This is a genomic window from Streptomyces sp. NBC_00258 (genome assembly GCF_036182465.1).
Classification (GTDB): Bacteria; Actinomycetota; Actinomycetes; order Streptomycetales; family Streptomycetaceae; genus Streptomyces.
The window spans coordinates 152,147-174,501 of the sequence record NZ_CP108081.1 but is presented as its reverse complement, the minus strand read 5'-3'; the positions used below and the strand labels follow the sequence as shown (position 1 = coordinate 174,501).

The window sequence follows — 22,355 nt, the reverse complement described above, 5'->3', positions numbered from 1 at the left end:
TACTGCGCGGATGTCGCCCACATCCTGGCTTGCGTCGAGCACAGGCCGGTCGTCTTGGTGAACCACCCGCTCGGGGCATGACTGCGTGGACGCTAGCCCAGAGGTATCCAGATCTCGTGGCCGCCGCTCTCCTGGAGGACCCTCCCTGATCGCACCGATGCTCGCCGCAGCGTGCGACAAGGCCGTGGCGTGGCGGCGTTCGGGCGCCGACGCACGTGTCGTTGCTGCCGAGGTCGCCGCTTCCCTGGGGGGGGTGCCTCTATGTCTTTGGTCAAGCGAGGCGTGGGGTTCGGTGTTCGTAGAAGGTGCCGTCGCGGAGCATCGCGAAGAGCACGCTGATGCGGTGTCGGGCGAGGCGCAGAAGTGCCTGGGTATGGGTCTTTCCCCGGGCCCGGCAGCGGTCGTAGTAGCTGCGGGAGGTGGGGTCGTGCAGGGCGGCGAACGCCGAAAGGAACATGGCTCTCTTCAGCTGACGGTTGCCGCCCCGGGGTGCGTGTTCGCCGTGGATCGAGGTCCCCGACGACTTCGTCGTCGGGGCGAGCCCGGCGTAAGAAGCGAGATGGGCGGCGCTGGGGAAGCTGGTGCCGTCGCCGACGGTGACCAGCAGAACAGCAGCGGTCCTGACCGCGACCCCCGGCATCGAGATCAGGACCTGGGAAAGAGGGTGTTGTTCCAGCAGGGTGTTGATCTGGGCTTCCAGGGCCCGGCGTTGTTGATGGACTCCTGCGAGCTGGCTGGCCAGGGACGGGATCACGATGTCGAGGGTGCCCGTGCCGGGGACGATCACGGTCTGCTCGTCGAGTGCGTCGAAGACCTCGTCGATCAACCGGGCGGCCATGCGCGGGGCCTTGGGTCGGATCACTTCAACAAGCCGGCGACGGCCTGCTTTCCGCAGGGCCTTGGGGGATCCGTAGCGTTCGAGCAGCCAGGTCACGGCCTGGTGATCGAGGCGTGGTCCCAGGACGCGTTCCAGCGAGGGATGGAACTGGGTGAGCAGGCCGCGTATGCGGTTGCTGGTGCGGGTTGCCTCGGCCGCGAGGTCCTGGTCGAAGCCGACGAGGACAGTGAGTTCGGCTGTGATCTCGTCGGTGAGTTCCAGCGAGCGCAGGGTGTGCGGCATGGTGCGGGCGGCGTCAGCGATCACCGCGGCGTCTTTCGCATCCGTCTTCGCCTCGCCCGGATAGAGGTCGGCGATCCGCCGCATCGCCAGTCCCGGCAGGTAAGCGACCTTGCATCCCGTGTCGCGGGCGACGGTCAGCGGCAGGGCGCCGATGGAGGCGGGCTGGTCGACGATCACCAGGACGGTGCCGAACTTGGCGGCCAGTTTGTCGAATACGGCCCGCAGTCTCGGCTCACTGTTGGGCAGCGGCTTGTCGAAGATCTTCTTGCCGGCCGGGGTCAGCCCATGGCCGTGGTGAGCGGTCTTGCCGACGTCAAGGCCGAGGAACACGCCCACGTCGCCGGTGTCGAACATCGGGCTCTCAACTCCTTTGATGCGGTGCCGGCCTGGGCATCGGTGTCGTACTCACGCATCCACGTTATGCAGACCTGCCGCCCACGAACTGCCGGGCGTTGCGCTCGGCGGGGCGGTAGTCGGACCTCTTATCAGCGTCTCCGACGGCACCTCTCGGGCCCGGTGAACACCACCCCCCAGGTCATCGTGGACAGGGGGACACAGTCATGCCGGGCCCGGAGGCCAGCGGCCCTCTTGCAGGACCGCGAAGAAGATAACGGGGGGGGCTGTGGTGCAGCGCAATCGTCGCACGCAGTTTCGCGACGATCCTCCGTCGCCGCGACGGCTACCGCCTCACCCACTGGCTTGAGGAAGTCGAACAGAGTGAGATCAAGGACCTGTGTGTCTTCGCCAATGGCCTGCGCAAGGGCCTTGCGGCTGCCACCGCCGGACTGACCCTGCCCTGGAACTCCAGGGCCGTCGAGGGACACGTGAACAGGATTGAGACGATCAAACGCCAGCGCTACGGACGAGCTGGATTCGATCCTCAAACGCCGCACCCTGCTGGCCAGTTGGGCGGCTTCACGGAAGATGCCGAGGAACCTCAGTTCTCCCCGGAAGCCTAGAGCGCCAGCGTGCCCGCGTCCACGGGGAGAGTGACACCGGTGATGTAGCGCGCCTCGTCGCTAGCGAGGAAGGCAACGGCGTTGGCAACGTCCTGTGGCTCGATCCACGGCACCGGCAGCAGCTGAAACGCCTTCGATGCTTCCGCGAATTGCTCCAGGGTGGGATGCTCCACTCCTGGGACGAACAGCCGCATCATCTCGTCCTCATGCAGCATGGGAGTGTTCACCGTCGTTGGGTGAACCGTGTTCACGCGGATCATCCGCTCGGCCAACTCGTGCGCGAGCGAGCGCATGAAGCCGACAACGGCGTGTTTGGAGGCCGAGTAATGTGTGATGTGGCTGCCACCCTTCAGGCCGACGACCGAGCTGGTGATCACGATCGAGCCGCCATCGGCCAAGTGCGGGATCGCAGCCTTGCAGGTGTGGAAGACTCCGGTCAGATTGATGTCGATCACATCCCGCCACGTCTGAAGTGGCATGTCTGCTACCGCGACATGAGAAGCGATCCCTGCGTTCGGACAGACAATGTCAAGTCGACCCAGTTCGGCCATGCCCGTTTCCAGCGCGTCCTTGACTGCCTCGAAGTCGCGCACGTCGGCCATCGACGCGACAATGCGCCGACCGAGGCCTTCCACCGCAGCGACCGTCTCTGAAAGCCCTCCGGGGGTGGTCATCTCTGAACTCACGCTTGCGACCTGCCTGCCCAGGTCGACGGCGATGATGTCGGCACCCTCCTCCGCAAGGCGCACTGCACAAGCATGCCCGATGCCACGCGCAGCGCCGGTGACGAACGCCACCTTGCCTTCCAAACGCGCCATTGATGTCTCCCTCGCTGTCAGAGTCGCGGGGTCGCCCGGCCCTCGCGTTACGTATCGCTCGTCGATATCGTGCTTGATATCATAGGTGATCGTGTGGCGCGTTGTCGGCCTCGCCACTTGCCAGCTGTCTCTGCGACGTAGACCGACTTCACCTGGTTCTGCGGATCACCGAGCCGGGCAAGTCGCGTGCGAGCGCGAATGATTCTGGTATCACGCCGCAGGTCGGCTGCCCGGTCGGGCGTCAGGTCGTCGTGCAGGAAGCGCGGTGCTTCGCGGTAGGCGTCCGGCGATGCCCCCTGCTGCTGGCATCGCTGGACGAGTCCGCGCCACGGGATCACTGGAAGACGACAGTGCTTTGCCCATTGAGGAGCACTCGGCGTTCACAATGCCAGCGCACCGCCCGAGAGAGGGCCTGAGCCTCCGCGTCCCGGCCGACGGTTTGCAGCGCCCGCGGATCGTAGGTGTGGTCGATGCGAATGACCTCCTGCTCGATGATCGGGCCCTCGTCCAGGGCTGAGGTCACGTAGTGCGCGGTTGCTCCCACGAGCTTCACGCCACGTTCATACGCCTGGTGGTAGGGCTTGGCGCCCTTGAATCCCGGCAGGAAAGAGTGATGGATGTTGATCGCGCGACCGTACAGCTCCTTGCAGGTCTCGTCGGAAAGGATCTGCATGTACCGTGCGAGCACTACGAGTTCGGCGTCGTACTCGTCGACGAGTTGGAGGAGCCTGATCTCGGCGCTTGCCTTCGTCTCCGGTGTGACCGGCACGTGCACGAACGGGAGGCCGGCAGTCTCGGCCATCGAGCGCAGGTCCTCGTGGTTGGACACGACCGCGACGATCTCGGCGCCCAGGGAGCCGGCCTTCCATCGGAAGATCAGGTCATTGAGGCAGTGGCCCAGCTTGGAGACCATGACGAGCATGCGTGCACTCTGCCGGTCGTTGAACTGGTAGCTCATCTGGAACTCCGCGGCCACCGATTCGAATCCCCGCGAGACTGCTTCGAGATCGATGTCGAGCGGGGCGGTCACCTGGGTGCGCATGAACAGCAGGTTGCTCAGTGAGTCGTCGAACTGCTGGTGCTGACCGATGTCGCAGCCGTACTTGAGCAGGTAGCCGCTCACAGCGTGCACGATCCCAGTCCGGTTGGGGCAACTCAGGGTGAGCGTGAAGGAGTCGGTCACTGGATCTCCTAGGGCGAATACATGGAGCGGCGCGAACGAGCGTCTTGGCTCGAATATGGATCGGATCCGATAGGATATCGTACACGGCATGGTCAATCCTATGCGTATTGCTTTGATCGGTGCTACCGGCGGCGTCGGAGCTGAAGTCCTCCCCGAGTTGGTGTCCCGGGGCCACCAGGTCGTGGCAATCGTCCGCCGAGCTGGCGCTGTGGACCCGTCCGACCGGGTCGAGCCGGTTCTTGTCGACGTTCACGACACTCCACGTCTGTGCGAAGCCCTGAAGGGAGTCGACGCCGTCATCAGCGCATTCAACCCGGGCTGGACGGCGCCGGACCTCTACCGCCAGTTCCTAGCCGGGGCGCGAAGCATCCACCAGGCGGCGAAGGCCGCCGGCGTACGCCTCCTGGTGGTCGGCGGGGCCAGCAGCCTGTACGGCGAGGACGGGCGGCAGCTTTTCGAAACGACCGAGTACCCCGATCCGTTCGAGGCCGGCGTTCATGCCGCACGTGACTACTACGCCGAGATCCTCGACGAGACGGAGCTGGATTGGACCTTCCTGAGTCCACCCCCGGGATACCCAGGCCCCCAAGAACGGCGCGGCACCTACCGGGTCGGCGCCGACACACCGCTGCTTGACTCAGAGGGCGGCTACAGCCCGATCTCGGGTGCGGACCTCGCCGTGGCGATCGTGGACGAGATCGAAACGTCCAAGCAGCAACGTCGCCGTTTCACCGTCGCTTACTGAGAGCGAATGATGGAGCCTCATGCCAAAAGGTTGTTCCTCAGTGCGGTGATCGACGGAGGTGACGGCAACGCTGTGCCTGCGCGGTCCAGCAGAACCCCGCCCTGTACGCCCCGACTACCTCAGTTGTTCTACTTCTTGACCCAGGTACTTCGATGCGGGATGGCCTTGAGGGTCGCGTATGGCATCTGGGGCGCCTGCGGCGTCACCTTCATCGCCCTCATGGGTGCCGGCGTCTTCGATGCCCCGCTCAGCCCCACGATGTTGCCGGGGATCGGACTTGTCATCATCGGTGTGCTCGCCGTCGAGATCCGGGCTGAGAATCGGGGTACACCCCGCACGGAAGGCCATCCGTGAGCTGGGTTTTCCTGCCTGTCGCTATCATCAGCGAGGTCAGCGCCACCCTGTGTCTACGTGTGGCGAGTCACGGAACCGGACGCAGGATCTGGGTCGGCCTCCTGGCCCTGGGATAGCTGATCTCGTTGCATGCTCGCGCTCGTGCTGCACGAAGGCATCCCCATGGGTGTCGTCTACGCCATTGGACGGCCGTCGGCATCGTCCTGACATCGATCGTCGCCCGCATCACCTTCAAAGGAATCTTCACTTGGCTGATGACGGCAGAGTTCGTCCTCATTGCCGGAGGGGTGGGGTCACCATGATCGAGCTCGACAGTATGACACACCGAGCCAGCATCCTGTGCTCGGAAGAGCCCACACCCGACGTAGGTATTCGGAGGAGATCAGCATGACAAACGCGCCGACCGCCGCGAGCACAGCAGTCGTGACCACTGAGCGACCCGCACGATTCGGTAAGCAGCTTGTGGCCCACCTGGGGCGGCACTCGGGCGGGGAATGGTCCGATGATGAGGGCACCGGGTGGATCTCGCTCGGTGAAGCCCGGGCTGAGGTCGAGGCGCGCAGTGAAGCGCTGATCCTGCGGGTGTACGGACCAACCGACGACCTCGACGACCTCGAAGACGTCGTAGGCCGTCACCTGGTCCGTTTCACGCGGCGCGGTCAAGTTACCGTGCGCTGGGTTCGTGCGGATGGCCGGGCCGGCACCGAGCAGCGTACGCAGGTTGACTGAGTAACCAGTCTCTGCCGCGTCCGTCGATCGGCTCGATGGCAGGCGTGGGCCGCTTCTCTCGTTGTCACGCGATCGTGACGCCCTGGCGTCGGCTCAGGTCTCGGGTCGGGCACGAGCCCCGAACAAGGCAGCAATCTGCGTACGCGACTTGAAGTCGAGCTTGGTCAGGATGTTCTCGACATGTGTGTCAACCGTTCGGTGAGCGATGACCAGCGTCGACGCGATCTCTTTGTTGGTCTTCCCAACCGCGACCAGCTCGGCGATCTCGCGTTCGCGGGGCGTCAACGGCAGATCGGGAGCGTCGTGGACTGCCGGAACTTTGGCGGCGAGCGCGTAGTCGAACAGGTCGGCACCGGTGAGGCGGCGGCCGCGCTCCCAGGCCGCTTCGAAAGCTCGCGCACCGAGGCGCTCGCGCACCTGGCCCACGTAGCTGGCGTGCCACTCCACCATAGGCATGTCCCGCATCAGGTGTGTTCCCGGCCGTTCAGCTCTGACCTCGTTTGCGCTGAGCAGAGCAGCGGCTCGTCTCGCATCCCCGCGGGCGAACGACGCCCACCCGAGGATCTCGATCGCGTAGGTGATCCCCAGCGGGTCGTCAACGGCTCGCTTCCGGTCAAGGGCATCAACGACCAGCGCTACGCAATCCCCGACCCGCTCATCGAGCAGGGCGACCAGACCCTGATAGACCAGGACCCAGGACAGGAGGAGCTGTTCGCCGTGTCGCGCGCAGAACGCCTTCGCCTCGTTGAGAACCTGCTCCGCGCCTTCCAGGTCGCCCCGCAAGATCAGCGCGAATGCGAGTTCACCCATGCCGACCGCACGATGAGGATTGTCGTCTTGCAGATTGCGCTCGAGCTTGACTCCCCGCTTGAGGAAAGGCATGGCGTCCTCGACGCGGCCCGCGTAGAGGTAGGCGCCGCCGCGGCACGTGGTGGCCCGGGCGAGGCTGACGAGATCGCCCAAGGCGCTGGCGACGCTCTCACACTCGTCAAGGAGTCGGAGCGCTCCGGTGAGGTCTCCCTCCATGAGCGTGAGCCGTGCGTCCACCCACAAAGCGGCCGCACGCTCCTGCGTTGGCTCCGTCGACGCCGTCAGTAGCGCGTCCAGCCAGTGCCGACCCTCGGCGGGATTGCCGCTACTGATCCACAGCGGCCAGAGGTTCGCCGCGACGCGCAGACCACTGCGCAGGTCAGCCGACTTGCGAAGATAGTCGGAGAGCACATCCCGCACGCTCGCCCGTTCCGTAAGGACGCGGGCCAGGACCGCCTGCTGCCCGGGGCCGAACCAACCAGAGTGCAGCTCGTCGACGATATCTTCGACATAACTGCGCAGCTTGCTGCGTACGACGTCCTCCTCGCCCAGCTCGGTAAGACGCTCCTGTCCATACCGCCGGATGACCTCAAGCATCACGTAACGGGAACCGTTCAAGTTGACGATGGACTTGTCGACGAGCTCAGCGAGTGTCGACCAGAGGTCCTCTAGGGGTAGGTCGTCCCCGACGCAGACTTGTTCGAGTCCCACGATGTCCACGCCACTTCGGAAAACGGACATACATGCCCAAAGCTTTCCAGCCTTCCCCGAGCACAGCTGGTATGTGTAGTCCATCGTGGCTCGCAGTGTCTGGTGGCGCGATGGCGCCGTCCGGCTTCCTGCGGACCTCAGCGTCAAGGCGTCGCGTGCCCTTTCTGCCAGCACCTTGACGGGCATGGCACGCGTGGCAGCAGCTGCCAACTCGATGGCCAACGGAAGCCCATCGAGACGCCGGCACAGGTCCACGATTGCGCGCTCTTCGTCTTCGGTGGTCGAAAAGTCAGGGTTGAACGCGCGAGCACGCTGCATGAAGAGCTTCACCGCATCGGAGCCCGCGACAGCTGCACCGAACGTCCGCCCTGACAGCGTCACCGACAGCGGCGGTACGCGATACAGCGACTCTCCGTCGATCTGCAACGGCTCCAGACTCGTCGTGAGCACCCGAATGTACGGGCATGAACGCAGCACCTCGGCAGTCAAGGCAGCACAGGCATCCAGGAGATGCTCGCAGTTGTCGAGCACGAGCAGCATCTGCCGGTCTCCGATGAGTGCCGTGAGCTCCTCTACCCGGACCGACTCATAGGCTCCGTTGTCGATAGCCGACATCAGAGTCGGCACCAGGAGATCCGGCTCGGTCAGTTGCGCCAGAGCAGTCAGCCAAGCACCGTCGTGAAACGAGCTCTGCAGTCTGCGAGCCACATCGATGGCAAGCCGCGTCTTACCGACACCTCCAGGTCCGGTCAGCGTCACCAGCCTCGACGCAGCGAGCAACCGCCGAACCTCGGCAGATTCTCCCCGCCTGCCCACCAGGTTGGTCACTTCGGCAGACAGATTTCCAGCTGCTCGCGAGGTGCCACTGACCATGGCCAACTCCCTTCGATGCTGTCCGCCGTCCAAGCCTATCCCTGGCCGAGCGCTCGGCCGCGAGCTCGTCTGGCTGGTGGAGGCGGCGTACCCGGTCGCATTCGCCGGGCTCTACGTATGTCCGGCGTCATTGCCTACGCCCATATCCGTGCTTCTGCCCATGCGCTTGCTCGCGATAGAGACCAGCCTCAAGGGGTGGCTCAGCTCACAGTCGAGAGGAGGCCTAGATGGCTCAGATCGGTGTCAGGACGCCTCATCGCGCCCGGCGGTCTCGATCGACGTCGGCAGGCACGTGCACTCACACACCATGTTGTCCCTCGGCCGACTCTGGCGAGGCGTGTCTGGCGCGCGTGCGCACGGCACATCCGGAGCAGGGATGGTGCCTACTCTGCAACGGCGTGATCGCTTTCGATGACGGTGGCGCCGTCTTCCCCGACAGCCACACGATCGAGCCCCCAGCATCTGCGGCAGCCGCCTAGCCATCTGAGGTGATCGACATGCTCAACGTTAACGACCGGTCCGACGCGGTCGGCGTACGACGTAGCTACGTGCGCTTTGCCGCTCTCGGCGACTCAGCCACTTTCGGCATCGGCGACCCCCTTCCCGGGCGCTGCCGCGGCTGGGCACGCCTCCTGGCCGACGCGATGCGACAGGACCACGATGTGTCGTTTCACAACGTCGCTCGGCCCGGCGCGACGGTTGCGGACGTCCGCTATGAGCAACTCCGCCCCGCGCTCCAGCATCGGCCACATGTGGCGTCTTTGATCGTCGGCCTCAGCGATGTCATGCGTGCAAGCTGGGACGCGGATCGGATCCGAGCTGACCTCCTCAAGAGCGCAGGCGAGCTGTCCGCGCACGGCGCGCTCCTGCTCACCGCACGGTTCCATGATCACTCGCGCGTCTTGGGGCTTCCCAGGCTGCTCGCTCGCCGGATGCAACATCGCATCGACGAACTGAACGGCATCTTCGACGAGATCCACCACCGCTTCGGGGGCGTGTATGTAGACCTCGGCGCTCATCCCGGCGTCTACGACCGCGAGTTCTGGTCCGTCGACCGGCTCCACCCCTCGGAGCTCGGTCATCGAGCCCTCGCCGACGAATATGCGGCCCATCTGTCAGCTCTTGGACTCTCGTTCCAACCACCTGGTCTCTCTTGCGACGGGTTGCATCTGTCCCGTCTTGATGAGGTGCGTTGGCTCGTCCGCGAAGGGTTCCCGCGGCTTGGGCGGCGTCTTCTCGACAGGGCAGAGCTTGCCATACAGTCAACCTGCAGTCGTGTCCGTAGTCTCACTCAGGCAAACGTCGATGTTGCTTATGTCCTCGGTGACGGAATGTCGTGAGCCGAGGCGATCGCGCTTCGACGGCGTGTGTCCTCGAGTCGGCAAGGGTACGTCGCGTCGTTGAAGCGGACGGACCAAGGGTTCGTACTGCGGGCCCTCAGCCCTCCATTCCAGACTGCGGCCGTCACTGAGCAGTGTGCATCGTAAAGTTGCAGGTCATGGGCCTGGTGTGACGGGTGGGTGTGATGCTTGTGCTGGTCGTGGGCGGGTGACTTCGGTGAAGATCGTCGGTCATCGGGACTTCGCGGTTCGTGAGGACGAGCAGGGCCCTGACCAGGGTGGTCGCCCACGTCGGTCGGTGCGGACCTTGCCGAGGACGCGCCAGTTCTTCAGGTGGGCGAAGCCGTGCTCGACCGGTGCCCGGACGGCGGCCAGGACCTTGTTGGACAGCTTCTGCCCGCGTGCGAGCGGCCGGTTCCGGGCGGCCTTGTAGCCGATGATGACTGCGGGGTCGGCCTCGGGATTGCTGTCGTCGAGTCCAACGAATCCCAGGTCGGCGATGACTCCGAGGCCAACCGCCCGCAGCTTCTGCGTGAGCTGGTCGTGGCGGCAGGCGGTGATCTCCGGGGTTCGCCCGGGCCGGGCCGAGGAGACCAGAGCAGCCGGCCCTTCTCGTCGGTGAGCGCGATCGCGAGCAGGCCGTGACATTTGCTCTTGCCGGAGTAGTTCTTCCGGTTCTCCCGGCTGGTGCGCCAGCGGGTGCGGATCAGCGTGCCGTCCAGCAGCACCACCCCGCCACCGTTCCGGGTGATCTTCTTCAGGGCCCGGTCCAGGCGTGGGGGGCACGGGCAGCCAGCAGGCCGACGACTTCGCGGACCCGGCGAGTCACGGTGGTACGTTGTCCCGTTACCGTCGGCCAGGTCACCCGGCCGCTGGTCACAGCGCAGTACCGTCAGTACGACGGTGGCGATCTTCCCGGCGGGCAGGGCCCGCTACCGCCCCGCCGCTTGTGCAGCCAGCCCCAGTCGGCGAGCTTGGCCATCTTCGCCCGCAACGGTTCCAGCTTGCCGCGCGCTGCCACGTTCAGGCCCAGCTCCTCGCCGACGCCCCCTGACCTGCACCGGGCCGTCCGCGCCCCGCACGATCGCCAGGCAGGGCGGTCTCGTCGGGATTCTCGCCGCGGTGCGGAATCAGCAGGACTGGCCGTCCCGCCACCCGCATGGGAGCTGGGACGACCGCCGCGGCCCGATCCTGCTCGGCCAGCCGGTTCAGGCTCGCTCGGCCACCAGCTCCTCCCGCTCCGTATGGACATCCTGGAGCCGCTTGGTCAACTCCTCGACGACTGCGTCCAGTTCACTCCGGCGAGCTGTGATCCGCTCCAGCTCCTGCATCCCCGCACCCTTCCGCGACTTCCTGGGGTACCGACCTGGCCACGGATCGTAGGAGCGGCGTGGCGACCGGCGCAGCGGAACCCTGCAGCTGGCCCAGACCGGCACGTCAGACGATCTTCACCAGAGACACCTGCTGGCGACCAGCACGAGTATCCCGCCCGCCCCCACACACCAGCCCCTGTGACCTGTTGCACGGGGCTCAATGGTGCTCAGCAGCGAGTGGGATCGAGGACGGCCACTCGTCCCTGGAGCGCGAACTCGCACACGAACACGGTGCCGTCGGGGGCGACCGCGATCCCGTGAGGGGTGTGGAAGGCTTCAGGCTCGAAATGCACAGGTGCCACGATGCCTTCCGCGGACAGCGCATTGGGCCACCCCTGAGCCTCCCAGCGGGCGAGATCGCCCCAGGACTGGGGCGCCGATGAGTGCTCGAACTGATGGGTGACCAACCGGTCGTTTCCGTCGAAGATGCTCAGACGGCCGCGGAGGAGATCCGTGACGATCAGGTACTCACCGCTGACCGCCATCTGAGTCGGCCCACCGAGGTCGCCCTCACCGACGACGCGGACGAAGGTACCAGTCAGGTCGAACACCTGGATTCGCCCGTGCACACGATCGGCGACGTAGAGGAGGGGCTCTGCTCCGCGGCGGTCGATGAGCAAGTCGTGTGGTTCCTGGAAGCGTCCGGCTCCCTTGGTGCCATCCAGGGTCGACACGTAGTTGCCCGCCGCGTCGTAACGGTGCACCAGCGAGGCGCCATAGCCGTCGGCGACCCAGATGTCGCCACTCCCGCCGAAACGTTGCTCGTCGACCACGACGCCGGACGGGGCGTACGGCGTCTCTGTGTACGCGGCGACATCAGGATTTGCCAGTCGACGCAGAACATTGCCGTTCAGGTCGATCTGAAGCACCTTTCCGGGAAGCGAAGCCTGGATATAGAGCTCGGGCTGGCCGCCGTACAGTTTCTCTGCGGTGTCGGCAATCCAGATCCGCTGTTCGCCGTCCTCCTCGACCAGCGTCAGGCCGTGCAGCTCGATCACATCAGGCACCGAGACTCGGCGCGTGACATTGCCTGTGCGATCGCGGAAGACCAGGGCCGGCTCATCGGCCGCACCAAGGCCGATGGAACCATCGCGGGGGATCACGATGCTGGTGTGGGACATTGCGGGCGTCGGGTCATCAAGCCACGTCTCTGTCCACCTGTAAGGGGTGGGAGTCGTGCCCCGCGGGACCACAGTCGATGACTCAAACATCCATTAATCATATATGAAAACATTGGCTTGTCAATGGCTGCCGTCTAGCTCTGTACTTCGCGGGTAGTTCGTTCAGGTCTCTGGCCAGCGGGGATGTGTGGGTTCCAGGCCGAGGAGGCCGAGTAGATGGAGCTCGACGTGCCTCGGCTGATGACGATGGTGGGTGGTCGGTGGCATGACCGACTCGTAGTCGTACAACGGTGCGGTGAAGGAAGGACCGGGACGCGAGAATCCCGCGATGTGGCCACTCGCCGACACCGGCCCGTGCTGCACGGCGCTCGTGTCGGCCGGAGCGCTGGACACCAAGAGCGGACCTAAGGCCACGGTCGACGGCCAGGTCGTCGATGACATGGATGTGCCGATCCCCGGGCTGTACGAGGTGGGCAACTGTGTCGCCTCGCCTTCGGCACGCGTTGGGCTGTCGGCGGCACGCTCGGCCCGATGATCGCGTTCGCCTATCGCGCCACGGGCGCGGCACATGCGGAGCCGATCGACCCTCCGTGCCTGACCCACTGGCGTCACGTCGTGGACAACTCGTGTCGCGACATAGTGAACCGAGGCGAGGACACGGCCCGAGTGTGCCGTGTCCTCGCCTCGGTTTCGGCTCAGAGTATGAATGCTCCACCGTCGACCGGCAGCGCCACCCCGGTGATGTAACGCGCTTCGTTGCTTGCAAGGAACAGAGCGGCGTTGGCAATGTCGCGTGGCTCGACCCACGGGATCGGCAGCAGGTTCTCGCCCTTCGTGGCCTCGGCGAGCTTCTCCGGCGTCGGATTTGGGTCACCTGGGACGAACAGCCGGTAGGAAACCTCGTTGACGACCATGTCAGTCTTGATTCCGGTGGGATGCACACTATTGACGCGAATCATTCGGTCGGCCAGTTCATGCGCGAGTGAGCGCATGAACCCGACGGCGCCATGCTTGGCCGCCGAGTAGTGCGCGATCCCCGCAGCACCCTTCAGGCCCGCGACCGAGTTGGTGATCACGATCGCCCCTTCAGGCGCCAGATGGGGCAGTGCGGCCTTGCAGGTGTGAAAGACGCCGGTTAGCGTCACATCGATCATGTTTTGCCAGGTTTGCGCGGGCATGTCCGCCACGTCGGCGAAGGTGTTGATCCCGGCGTTGGGGCACACAATGTCGAGGCGTCCGAGCTTGGCCACGCCGACGTCCAGTGCGGCCTTTAGGCCGTCGAAGTCTCGAACGTCGGCTGCCGAGGCGATGATGCGCCGACCGAGGGACTCGACGGCACTCACCGTCTCTGACAAGTCGTCGGGCGTGGATTCGTGGTAGTCCACGCCGGCGACCGGTGCACAGAGGTCGACGGCGATGATGTCTGCGCCCTCCTCGGCGAATCGAACCGCCAGGCTGCGGCCCACGCCACGTGCGGCGCCGGTGATGAACGCCACCTTTCCGTCGAGTCGTCCCATGGCGAATTCGTCTCTGCGGCTCAGACGCCGACGAGTTCGACGAGGTTGCCCTCGGGGTCGAAAACGAACGAGCCGCGGCGGCCGGGCACCCCGAAGTCGCGCGGGTCCCACACACCCTGGCCACCGGCCTCGACCGCGGCGGCGTACGCGGCGTCGAGATCGTCGAATTCCAGAGCCACGTGGAAGTAACCGTGCCTCTGCGGGGCGCCCGGAGGCTCAGTACCCTGCACCGGGCCGCTGGTGGAGCCTTCGACCTCGAACAGTTCGATCTGCGCACCGCCGGACTCCGACCGAAGCATGATCCCGCGCCCGTCCGGCAGCTTGAAGGCGAAGGCCTCCTCGAACCCGAAGGCCGTGGCGTACCAGTTCTTCATGAGGCCGATGTCCTTCACGGAGACGCCGACGTGATTTGCGGTGACTGTCTGAGCCATGTCGCTCCTTGATAGCTGAGATGCATCGAGGGTATCGTATATGTTTTCAGGCCAAGCGTCACGTGGTGCGAGTTTCGGGCGTGAGGGTGACCCGCCCTGCTCTACTCGGAATGGGAGTAGTCGATTGTGGAGGGGTGCCTGATCATATATGGTTTGGCTCTCCCTCGCCGGAGTGGTGCGGCGAGAAGCGCCGCTGTCGCCGAATGGGCGCGGCACACAAGTGGAAGGACCACGTTTCGATGTACAAGGTGATCGCATTTCTGAAGAAGCGCGACGGGCTGACACGGGGCGAGTTCATCGAGCAGTACGAGCAGCACCACGTGCCGCTGATGCTCAGCCTGGCGCCGTCGCCGCCGGTCTATCGGCGCAACTACCTCGTGCCCGAGGAGTCCGCCAAGGGCATCGACTTCGACGTGATGGTGGAGCTGGGGTTCGAGGACAAGGCCGCTCACGCCGCTTGGGTCGCTCAGCTGGACCGGCCTGAAGCCTGGGCTGACGCACCGGATCTGTTCCACCCGGACAGCCACGAGATCGCGGAGTATGTGCTCGAGGAGTACATCACCAAGTAGTTGGATCGGGCCACTGCGTGGCTGCGCTGGACCAGCCGCAAGCCACAGTGCGGCCGCGCCGCTCCGAGCGTCCGCGAAGCCCTCAGCTCCCGCTTCAGGTCATCGTCAGCATTGTGAGGAGTCCGCGCCAGTGATCAGCCTTCCGAACACACCCCGCCAAGCTCTGATAGGCGAGTCGTTTGTCAACGCAGCGTCCGGCGAGACGCTGACCACCCTCAATCCCGCCACGGGGGAGACGCTGACGGCGGTCGCGGCATGTGGCGCGGCCGATGTCGACGCCGCAGTAGCGGCAGCCCGCTCGGTCTTCGAGGCCGGCACATGGAGTCGGCTCGCTCCCGCTGAGCGCAAGCGGGTGTTGCTGCGGTATGCCGACCTGCTCGAGGAGCACGCGGACGAGATCATCGCCCTCGACTGCCTGGAGGCCGGGAAGCCGATCAGCGATACACGCGACGGTGACGTCCCGGAGGCGATCAGCACGTTTCGCTGGTGTGCGGAGCTGATCGACAAGCTCTACGACCGGGTTGCTCCCACAGCGCCGGACATCCTGGGCCTGATCGTCCGGGAGCCCATCGGCGTCGTAGCGGCGGTGCTGCCGTGGAACTTTCCTGCATTGATGTTCGCCTGGAAGGTCGCGCCTGCTCTGGCGAGCGGTTCGAGCATCGTGGTGAAGCCCGCCGAGCAGACCTCCCTCAGCGCGCTGTTGATGGGTCAGCTCGCTCTCGAGGCAGGCGTGCCGGCCGGTGTACTCAATGTCCTGCCTGGCTACGGCGAGTCTGCCGGGGCGGCGCTGGGTCGTCATCCGGGTATCGACGTCGTCTCCTTCACTGGATCGACCGAGGTCGGACGGCTGTTCCTGCAGTACGCCGCACAGTCCAACCTCAAACGAGTGGTGCTGGAGTGCGGCGGCAAGAGCCCGCAGTTGGTGCTGGCCGACGCACCGGAGCTCGACGTGATGGTCGACGACATCTTGGCCGCAGGGTTCTGGAACATGGGTGAGAACTGCTCGAGCGGGTCGCGGCTCATCGTTCACCGCAGCAGACACGAGGAACTCGTCGAGCGGCTCGTCTCCAGCCTGGCCGACTGGAAGGTCGGCGATCCCCTCGACGATGCGACGCGCATCGGGCCGATGATCGATGCGAACCACTTCGCCAAGGTGATGGGGTTCATCGAGGCGGGCACGAAGGAGGGTGCCCAGCTCCGTACCGGTGGGGGACGTGCTCTGGAAGGCAGCGGCGGTTACTTCGTGGCACCGACCATTTTCGACGGGGTGGACAACAACATGACGATCGCCCGTGAGGAGATCTTCGGGCCAGTGCTTTCGACGATCGTGTTCGATGACGAGGCCGATGGCATCAGACTCGCCAACGAGACGAACTATGGGCTGGCCGCCTCCGTCTGGACGCAGAACGTCGATTCCGCCATCCGGGTTTCGCGCGCCATCCGAGCCGGCACCGTCTCGGTCAACTGCTTCTCCGAGGGCGATGTCACCACGCCCTTCGGCGGCTACAAGCAGTCCGGCTTCGGAGGCCGCGACAACGGGGTCGAAGCGCTTGACCAGTACACCGAGCTCAAGACCATCTGGATCCAGACGCGCTGAGACACCGGAGACCGCATCGGTCCGGCTGTCGAACTCCGGTTCTAGCGGCTGGGACACGCAAAAACCTGGCCGCAGGACCGGTGGCATTCGGCGATTTGTCGGCGCCTTCAGTCGAACCATTGCAATCTAACCATGAAATCATATATGATTTCATGCGAGCGGAGAGTCCGCTCGTTGTCGCAGACCCGCTCGGCGCCCCTCGGCGGCGCTCGCGGAGAGGAGTCATGCCGCATGTATAAGGTCATTGTCTTCCTCAAGAAGAGAGACGGACTCAGTCGCGAGGAGTTCGTCGACTACTACGAGAACCGCCATGTCCCGCTGATCCTGAGCATGGCGCCGTCCCCGCCGATCTATCGACGCAACTACCTGGTTCCGGAGGGGTCGGCGAGCGATGGATTCGACTTCGACGTGATGGTCGAGTTCGGGTTCGCCGACAAGGCCGCCCACCAGGAGTGGGTCGCACAGATGGACCGGCCGGAGAATCGCCAGCAGAACGACGATGACTCCCCGAACCTGTTCCACCCCGACAGCCTGGAGATTCGCGAGTACGTGCTGGAAGAGCACATCACCTCGTAGTGCCGCAGATGCACCCCGACGCGCAGAATCACCACTCAGATCATATATGAATTCAGTATAGCATTTCGGGGGTTGGCGGGGTACGGTTCCCTGAACTGGAACGATAGGAGCGCGTTGATGATGCGAAGAACGTCGCGAGGGGCCAGCTCGAAGTCGTGGCTCTCGATCACCGGGATCGCGGTGGCGCTTGTCTTGGCTGGGTGCGGGCCGAGTCCGACGTCGGGATCGGACCCTTCGAAAGGGAGCGACGCGATGGGCTCGAACCGAGCCGGCGCAGTCAAGACTGCACTTGCGTACACGGGCGGGACTGCTGGTAAGGCGGACGCTTCCAAGACGCCGATCGTGATCGGCTGGATGAACCAGGACAGCGGCGGCGCATCAGCGGTCCCCTGGTACTCGGAGTCCGTCCGGACCGCAGTGAAGTTCCTGAACGACGAGCTGGGCGGCATCGACGGGCATCCACTCAAACTCAAGGAATGCATCGTCGGCACGGATCCCGAACAAGGGCAGGCCTGCGCCCAGAGGTTCTTGAACGACGACGCCATCAAGGTCATGTTCGCAGGAGAGGCTTCTGGCGCACAGGCTTCCTTCATGGCCGGCATCGGAAACTCGAACAAGCCGTTCGTCGGGTTGTCGCCTCTCGCGCCCGACGAGGCGAAACTGAAGAACGCGTTCTTTTTGCGGCCTGGGTTCCTCGCTCTCGGCGCCCAGGTTACTTACATGCGCGACTACGCCAAGGTCAAGTCCGTCAGCAACATCAATCTGGACACTCCGGAGCTCCGCGGGTTCGCCGAGGTCTACACCCACATCTTCAAGGCGGGAGGGATAAACCTCCACACCGCGTTTCTGAAGCCGGATGCGCCGGACGCTCTCGCACCACTGGTTGCCGGGAAGGTTCAGCAATCCGAGGGCATCGAAAACAATGCCGGGACGGCACAGGCCTGCATCACGGCCTACAAGGCACTGAAGCAGCTCGGCTCTGCCGACAAGCCGACCCTTGCGTTCCCGGGCTGCCTGGATCCTTCGGTCAAGAAGACACTCGGTGACTATCCGAAGGGCTGGACGTACTTTCAGGAATACCAGAGTGTCAACCGCCCAGACCCGACTGGCCAGGTCGGAACTTTCCTTTACGCCCTGAACAAGTACGCCCCGACCCAGGTGGCAAACGTCAAGGATCAGTTCGGTGCGCCGGCAGCCTTCGGGGGTGTGCTCACCATCGCCAAGTGGCTCAGGGAGAAGGGTCCTGACAACATTTCGCTGGCCACCTTCAAAGAAGCCGCCGACAGCGATCCCGGGCCCCTCTTCCTCGGGCAGCCGAAGGTCAGCTTCGGCAAGCAGCCATACCCCGCGCTGGCCGGGCTTGGCAACAGATTCTTCACCTATCTTGGTGATGGCAAGTGGAAGGACGCGACCGACGGAAAGTGGGTCTACCCCATCCCTGGGACCACCTTCTGACAGGGACGCGCAATGTCGGCTTCGCCGACAGACTTGACGACCTGGGCCGTCCGGAAGGCCGGGCTTTCGGACGGCCCAGGAACCGCACATACCCTTGATGAGGCAGGTACGCCATCCTTCAGCGGCTTCGATGGAGAGATCGGCGCCGGGGCCAGCCGCATGATCTGAGCAATGATTCAATGTTGGAGATGGCAACGTGGACCAGCTAGTAGTTTTCGTGGCACTGGGTCTGGGCCCAGCGGCCCTGATTGCCGCCTTGTCGGTATCACTCGTCGCGCAGTATCGGGGTTCGGGTGTCATCAACCTCGCTACCGGCTCGATCGCCACTTTTGGTGCTTTCCTTTATTATTCACTCCGCACCGATGGCTCGATCTTCATGCCGTTCCCGTTCCCGCCGCACCGGATTGGTCTCGGCGGACCATGGGCCCCCGTACCCGCGTTCCTCACCACGATTGTGGCGTGCATGGCGCTTGGCGCAGCATTGGACCTGTTCTTGTTCCGTCCGTTGCGCACCGCATCGCCGCTCGCAAAGCTCATGGTTTCACTGGGCGTTTTCCTGACCTTGCAGTCGGTGTTCGCGATGCGGTTCGGACCCACCGGACTCGCCGCGCCGGCCATCTTCCCGAACGGCCCCGATGACTCGCTGACGCTGTTCGGGGTGCCTGTGCCGACCGATCGATTCTTTGTCGCTGGACTCGTGGCCGTCGTGGCGGTGATGTTGATCTGTGTCTACCGTTTCACCGGCTTCGGACTGGCTACCCGCGCGGCGTCCGAGAGCGAGACGAACGCGATGCTGATCGGCATCAACCCGCAGCGTTTGTCGCTCTACAACACGACCATCGCCGCCACATTGGCAGGAACGTTCGGCGTCATCGTCGCGCCGACCACGCAGCTCGATACGACAACGATCAGTCTGGCGGTCGTCCCCGCACTCGGAGCGGCCCTGCTGGCCGGCTTCACGTCGTTCGGCGTTGCTGCCGCGGCGGGCATAGCCATGGGAATCGTAGGCTCCGTGGTGACGTACGTGCAGACACTGTCGTGGTTCCCGACCACAAGCGGCACTGCGATGCCCGGCGTGGAGTCGGTGGTGTATCTGGCCGTGATCGTCGGTGCGTTGCTCTGGCGAGGAGCCAAACTGCCTTCGCGTGGCACCCTGAGCGAGCAGCGGCTGCCGGCAGCGCCGGAAGCTCGTCGCCTGACTGTGCCGACGTTGGTATCCGCTGTCCTCGGCGTCGGTGCGATCATGGTGTTCACATTCGACCTGCGTCAAGCCACGGTCAACTCGCTGCTCGGCGTGATCATCTGCTTGTCGTTGGTGGTCATCGTGGGCTTCGTCGGACAGGTGTCGCTGGTGCACGTCGCGCTCGCGGGCGTTGCGGCTTTCGCCATCTCCAAGCTCGCCCTGCACGCCGGGATCGGGCTGCCCCTGGCGCCGATCCTGGCCATCGGAGTCGCCGTGATCTTCGGCTTGGCAGCAGCGATTCCCGCCCTTCGTGTGCGAGGGGTGAATCTGGCCATCGTGACACTTGCGGCGGCAGTCGCCATCGAGCAGTTCGTGTTCTCCAATCCGACTCTCGGCCAGGATCCCTCCAACTCGCCGGTTCCCTCGCCCCGGTTGTTCGGCCTTGACCTTGGCCCACGAGCCGGCTTCCCGGGTTGGGATGGAAAACTGCCCAGCCCACTTGTGGGCCTTGAGGTCCTCGCGATCACTCTCGTCGTGGGCCTGTTCGTGGCGAACCTCCGCCGAAGCACGCTCGGCCGTCAGATGCTCGCAGTACGTTCCAACGAGCGTGCAGCCGCAGCGGCCGGCATCAGCGTCCGCAACGTCAAGATCGCGGCCTTCGCCATCTCCTCGGCCATTGCCGGACTGGCCGGAGTGCTTGCGGCCTACAACCTCGGCAGTGTCAGTGCATCCCGATGGGGCCTCATCACGGCTCTTGGATTCGTCGCGTTCGCCTATATGGGGGGGATCACGACGACCTTCGGCGCTGTCAACGCCGGCCTGATGGTTCCGGGTGGCCTCATCGCTGTGCTTCTCCAGAATTGGACCGGCCTCAGCACGAACGCGCTGTTGTGGATCGGCGGTGTGTCACTGGTCCTGACGGTGATCTATTACCCCCAGGGTGTTGCGCTCTACACGATGGACTCGATCGAGCGGATCCTGGGACGGTTCCGACCCCGCCGTGCCGGTGCCTCGCCTGTGTCGACGACGAGCAGTCACGAAGGCGCTGACGCGGCCGCGATGGGAGTGACCCGCAATGTTTCGTAGAACATGGTCGCGGCCCGCGGGGCTGAGTCGGTCAGGTCCGGATCTCGCACACCCCGGGAAGGCGCAGCGATGAGTTCAGCACTCTCAGCCAAAGGACTTTGTGTCTCCTTCGGGGGCGTGCACGCGGTTCGCGATGTGGACCTGGACGTTCAGGGCGGGCAACTCGTCGGGCTCATCGGTCCCAACGGCGCTGGCAAGACGACCACGATCGATGCCGTCACCGGCTTCGTCCCGTCTTCCGGATCGGTGCAGCTCGACGAGCAGGAACTCTCGTCGATGCCAGCCAACAAGCGAGCACGGCGGGGCCTTGCGCGGACCTGGCAGTCGATCGAGCTGTTCGACGATCTCACCGTTGAGCAGAACGTCGCCGTGGCCGCACACCACCCCCCGACGTTGCAGGTGCTCAAGGAGATGGTGCTGCCTCCGCGCCCGCCCGGCACGAAGGTCATGGAGAGCCTCGACCTCCTCGGCCTGGCGGACCTTCGCCACCGAATGCCCCAGGAGCTCTCCCAGGGACACCGAAAGCTCGTCGGGGTGGCTCGAGCAGTCGCTCAGGGACCCCGGGTGCTCTGCCTGGACGAACCGGCGGCGGGTCTGGACGTCAACGAGTCGCTCGAGTTCGGTGAGCGCTTGCGCACGTTGACCCGTGAGGGTATCGGCATGCTTCTCGTCGAACATGACATGGGGCTGGTGCTGAGTGTGTGTGACCACGTCGTCGTACTCGAATTCGGCAAGGTGATCGCGCGCGGTGCTCCTGCAGACGTGTGCCGAGATCCTCGTGTCATGGAGGCGTACCTCGGCTCAAGTGGCGAGAAACTGATCAAGAACGCCGAGATCGAGGTGAACCACCAGTGAGCGACACCGTGCTGGCCATCGAGAACATGACCGCCGGGTACGACGGGGCCGAGGTTGTCCGCAACATGGACATGACCGTCACAAAGGGGGAGGTGGTCGCGCTCCTCGGAGCCAATGGCGCAGGCAAGACCACAACGCTGCATACCGTCTCCGGGCTCCTCCCGACGATAAATGGGCAGATAGTGTTCGAGGGCAGAGACCTCGCGGACGTTTCGCCGATGGCGCGAGCGCGACTCGGGATTGCTCACGTACCCGACGATCGCGGCCTGTTCTTCGGTTTGACTGTCGGCGAGCACATTCGGGTGGGGCCTCCGGGCGAGACCTTGGACGAAGGGCTCGTCTATGACCATTTTCCTGCGCTGCGTGAACTGCGTGACCGCCGTGCCGGCCTGCTGTCCGGCGGGGAACAGCAGATGCTGGCCATTGGGCGGGCGCTTGCGAGGCGACCGAAGCTGCTCATGCTCGACGAGCTCTCGCTCGGACTGGCGCCAGTGATCGTGGAGCGAATCCTCCCAGTGGTCCGCAAGTACGCCGACGAGTCAGGGTGTGCGGTCCTTCTCGTGGAGCAACATGTCCAGCTCGCGTTGGAGATTGCCGACCGCGGCTACGTGCTCTCGCATGGCGAGATCGTCCTGAGTGAGCGCGCAGCCAAACTGCGTGAGAACGAGCAGCTCATGATCTCGAGCTATCTCGGTGAAGAGCGCGCCGGGGTGCACGCCGACGGTTGACCTGACGGGCCGAACCTCCTCGGACGACCTGTAGAAGGGCAAGTCAGCTCGCCGGGCGCACCGGCGAGGCCGGAGCGCGCCGTGTTGGCCTGGCACGTCGCCCTGGTGCCGGCGGGGCAGATTCTCCGAAGACGGCGCCGTTCCAAATTCTCTGCTTCAGACACACATCACTCATAGGGATCATATACAATTCTCTATCAAGTGACGGTCGCCGTGCGCCGC

23 protein-coding genes are annotated in these 22,355 nt (G+C 64.7%); 13 read left to right on the top strand and 10 right to left on the bottom strand.

Annotated features, from left to right (window positions below; genetic code table 11):
* Positions 1-271: 271 nt before the first annotated feature.
* The 3 genes from OG718_RS00810 to purU all read right to left on the bottom strand — a co-directional run bounded on the left by OG718_RS00810 (position 272) and on the right by purU (position 4,080).
* A complete protein-coding gene (locus OG718_RS00810) occupies positions 272-1,474 on the bottom strand; it encodes an IS110 family transposase (protein ID WP_328842758.1) in 1,203 nt (400 codons plus the stop codon).
* Positions 1,475-2,075: 601 nt separating this feature from the next.
* Positions 2,076-2,897 carry a mycofactocin-coupled SDR family oxidoreductase gene (locus OG718_RS00800; RefSeq protein WP_328842757.1) on the bottom strand — a complete coding sequence of 274 codons (822 nt, stop codon included), beginning with the start codon at positions 2,895-2,897 and terminating at the stop codon, positions 2,076-2,078.
* Positions 2,898-3,231: 334 nt separating this feature from the next.
* Complete coding sequence (gene purU, locus OG718_RS00795; protein ID WP_328842756.1) at positions 3,232-4,080, bottom strand: formyltetrahydrofolate deformylase; 849 nt, start codon at positions 4,078-4,080, stop codon at positions 3,232-3,234.
* An 88-nt stretch (positions 4,081-4,168) separates the two neighbouring features.
* Here purU and OG718_RS00790 point away from each other — a divergent pair, with 88 nt between their 5' ends.
* The 3 genes from OG718_RS00790 (at position 4,169) to OG718_RS00780 (ending at position 5,908) form a co-directional block, all read left to right on the top strand.
* Complete coding sequence (locus tag OG718_RS00790) at positions 4,169-4,825, top strand: NAD(P)-dependent oxidoreductase (RefSeq protein ID WP_328842755.1); 657 nt, start codon at positions 4,169-4,171, stop codon at positions 4,823-4,825.
* Between the two features lie 6 nt (positions 4,826-4,831).
* A complete protein-coding gene (locus OG718_RS54285; RefSeq protein WP_443054855.1) occupies positions 4,832-5,179 on the top strand; it encodes a DMT family transporter in 348 nt (115 codons plus the stop codon).
* A gap of 387 nt (positions 5,180-5,566) precedes the next feature.
* Positions 5,567-5,908 (top strand): DUF2218 domain-containing protein, encoded by a 342-nt coding sequence (locus OG718_RS00780; protein ID WP_328842753.1) that lies wholly within the window; start codon positions 5,567-5,569, stop codon positions 5,906-5,908.
* A 93-nt stretch (positions 5,909-6,001) separates the two neighbouring features.
* On the opposite strand, the gene OG718_RS00775 is transcribed toward OG718_RS00780, so the two are convergent.
* The gene (locus tag OG718_RS00775) at positions 6,002-8,302 is read right to left on the bottom strand and encodes a helix-turn-helix transcriptional regulator (RefSeq protein WP_328842752.1); all 2,301 of its coding nucleotides are present in this window, start codon (positions 8,300-8,302) and stop codon (positions 6,002-6,004) included.
* A 227-nt stretch (positions 8,303-8,529) separates the two neighbouring features.
* On the opposite strand from OG718_RS00775, the gene OG718_RS00770 reads away from it, so the two are divergent.
* Together OG718_RS00770 and OG718_RS00765 are read left to right on the top strand one after the other, a co-directional pair.
* Positions 8,530-8,781, top strand: coding sequence for a DUF5999 family protein (locus tag OG718_RS00770; RefSeq protein WP_328842751.1), 252 nt, complete (start codon positions 8,530-8,532; stop codon positions 8,779-8,781).
* A gap of 18 nt (positions 8,782-8,799) precedes the next feature.
* Positions 8,800-9,642 (top strand): SGNH/GDSL hydrolase family protein, encoded by an 843-nt coding sequence (locus tag OG718_RS00765; RefSeq protein WP_328847658.1) that lies wholly within the window; start codon positions 8,800-8,802, stop codon positions 9,640-9,642.
* A 231-nt stretch (positions 9,643-9,873) separates the two neighbouring features.
* On the opposite strand, the gene OG718_RS00760 is transcribed toward OG718_RS00765, so the two are convergent.
* The 4 genes from OG718_RS00760 to OG718_RS00745 form a co-directional block, all read right to left on the bottom strand.
* Positions 9,874-10,290 (bottom strand): transposase family protein, encoded by a 417-nt coding sequence (locus OG718_RS00760; RefSeq protein ID WP_328842750.1) that lies wholly within the window; start codon positions 10,288-10,290, stop codon positions 9,874-9,876.
* Positions 10,291-10,534: 244 nt separating this feature from the next.
* Positions 10,535-10,663: a hypothetical protein gene (locus OG718_RS00755; RefSeq protein WP_328842749.1), complete on the bottom strand. Its 129-nt coding sequence runs from the start codon at positions 10,661-10,663 to the stop codon at positions 10,535-10,537.
* Positions 10,664-10,850: 187 nt separating this feature from the next.
* A complete protein-coding gene (locus tag OG718_RS00750) occupies positions 10,851-10,973 on the bottom strand; it encodes a hypothetical protein (protein WP_328842748.1) in 123 nt (40 codons plus the stop codon).
* A gap of 209 nt (positions 10,974-11,182) precedes the next feature.
* Entirely contained in the window at positions 11,183-12,136 is a 954-nt protein-coding gene (locus OG718_RS00745) for a hypothetical protein (protein ID WP_328842747.1), read from the bottom strand.
* Between the two features lie 295 nt (positions 12,137-12,431).
* Between OG718_RS00745 and OG718_RS00740 the strand changes: the two genes are divergently transcribed.
* Positions 12,432-12,671 (top strand): hypothetical protein, encoded by a 240-nt coding sequence (locus OG718_RS00740; protein WP_328842746.1) that lies wholly within the window; start codon positions 12,432-12,434, stop codon positions 12,669-12,671.
* A gap of 160 nt (positions 12,672-12,831) precedes the next feature.
* Here the strand turns inward: OG718_RS00740 and OG718_RS00735 are convergent, their stop codons facing one another.
* Together OG718_RS00735 and OG718_RS00730 are read right to left on the bottom strand one after the other, a co-directional pair.
* Complete coding sequence (locus OG718_RS00735; RefSeq protein ID WP_328842745.1) at positions 12,832-13,653, bottom strand: mycofactocin-coupled SDR family oxidoreductase; 822 nt, start codon at positions 13,651-13,653, stop codon at positions 12,832-12,834.
* A 20-nt stretch (positions 13,654-13,673) separates the two neighbouring features.
* Positions 13,674-14,084 (bottom strand): VOC family protein, encoded by a 411-nt coding sequence (locus tag OG718_RS00730; RefSeq protein WP_328842744.1) that lies wholly within the window; start codon positions 14,082-14,084, stop codon positions 13,674-13,676.
* 239 nt (positions 14,085-14,323) lie between these two features.
* Between OG718_RS00730 and OG718_RS00725 the strand changes: the two genes are divergently transcribed.
* From OG718_RS00725 to OG718_RS00695, 7 genes are all read left to right on the top strand, one after another.
* Positions 14,324-14,653 carry an EthD domain-containing protein gene (locus tag OG718_RS00725; RefSeq protein WP_328842743.1) on the top strand — a complete coding sequence of 110 codons (330 nt, stop codon included), beginning with the start codon at positions 14,324-14,326 and terminating at the stop codon, positions 14,651-14,653.
* 130 nt (positions 14,654-14,783) lie between these two features.
* A complete protein-coding gene (locus OG718_RS00720; RefSeq protein ID WP_328842742.1) occupies positions 14,784-16,250 on the top strand; it encodes an aldehyde dehydrogenase in 1,467 nt (488 codons plus the stop codon).
* A gap of 231 nt (positions 16,251-16,481) precedes the next feature.
* The gene (locus OG718_RS00715; protein WP_328842741.1) at positions 16,482-16,826 is read left to right on the top strand and encodes an EthD domain-containing protein; all 345 of its coding nucleotides are present in this window, start codon (positions 16,482-16,484) and stop codon (positions 16,824-16,826) included.
* Positions 16,827-17,078: 252 nt separating this feature from the next.
* Positions 17,079-18,281, top strand: a complete 1,203-nt coding sequence (locus tag OG718_RS00710) for an ABC transporter substrate-binding protein (protein WP_328842740.1) — start codon at positions 17,079-17,081, stop codon at positions 18,279-18,281.
* A 217-nt stretch (positions 18,282-18,498) separates the two neighbouring features.
* Positions 18,499-20,550, top strand: a complete 2,052-nt coding sequence (locus OG718_RS00705) for an ABC transporter permease (protein WP_328842739.1) — start codon at positions 18,499-18,501, stop codon at positions 20,548-20,550.
* A gap of 3 nt (positions 20,551-20,553) precedes the next feature.
* Positions 20,554-21,405, top strand: a complete 852-nt coding sequence (locus OG718_RS00700) for an ABC transporter ATP-binding protein (RefSeq protein ID WP_328842738.1) — start codon at positions 20,554-20,556, stop codon at positions 21,403-21,405.
* Positions 21,402-22,133, top strand: a complete 732-nt coding sequence (locus OG718_RS00695) for an ABC transporter ATP-binding protein (protein WP_328842737.1) — start codon at positions 21,402-21,404, stop codon at positions 22,131-22,133. The genes OG718_RS00700 and OG718_RS00695 overlap by 4 nt, the downstream gene beginning before the upstream one ends.
* Positions 22,134-22,355: the final 222 nt, after the last annotated feature.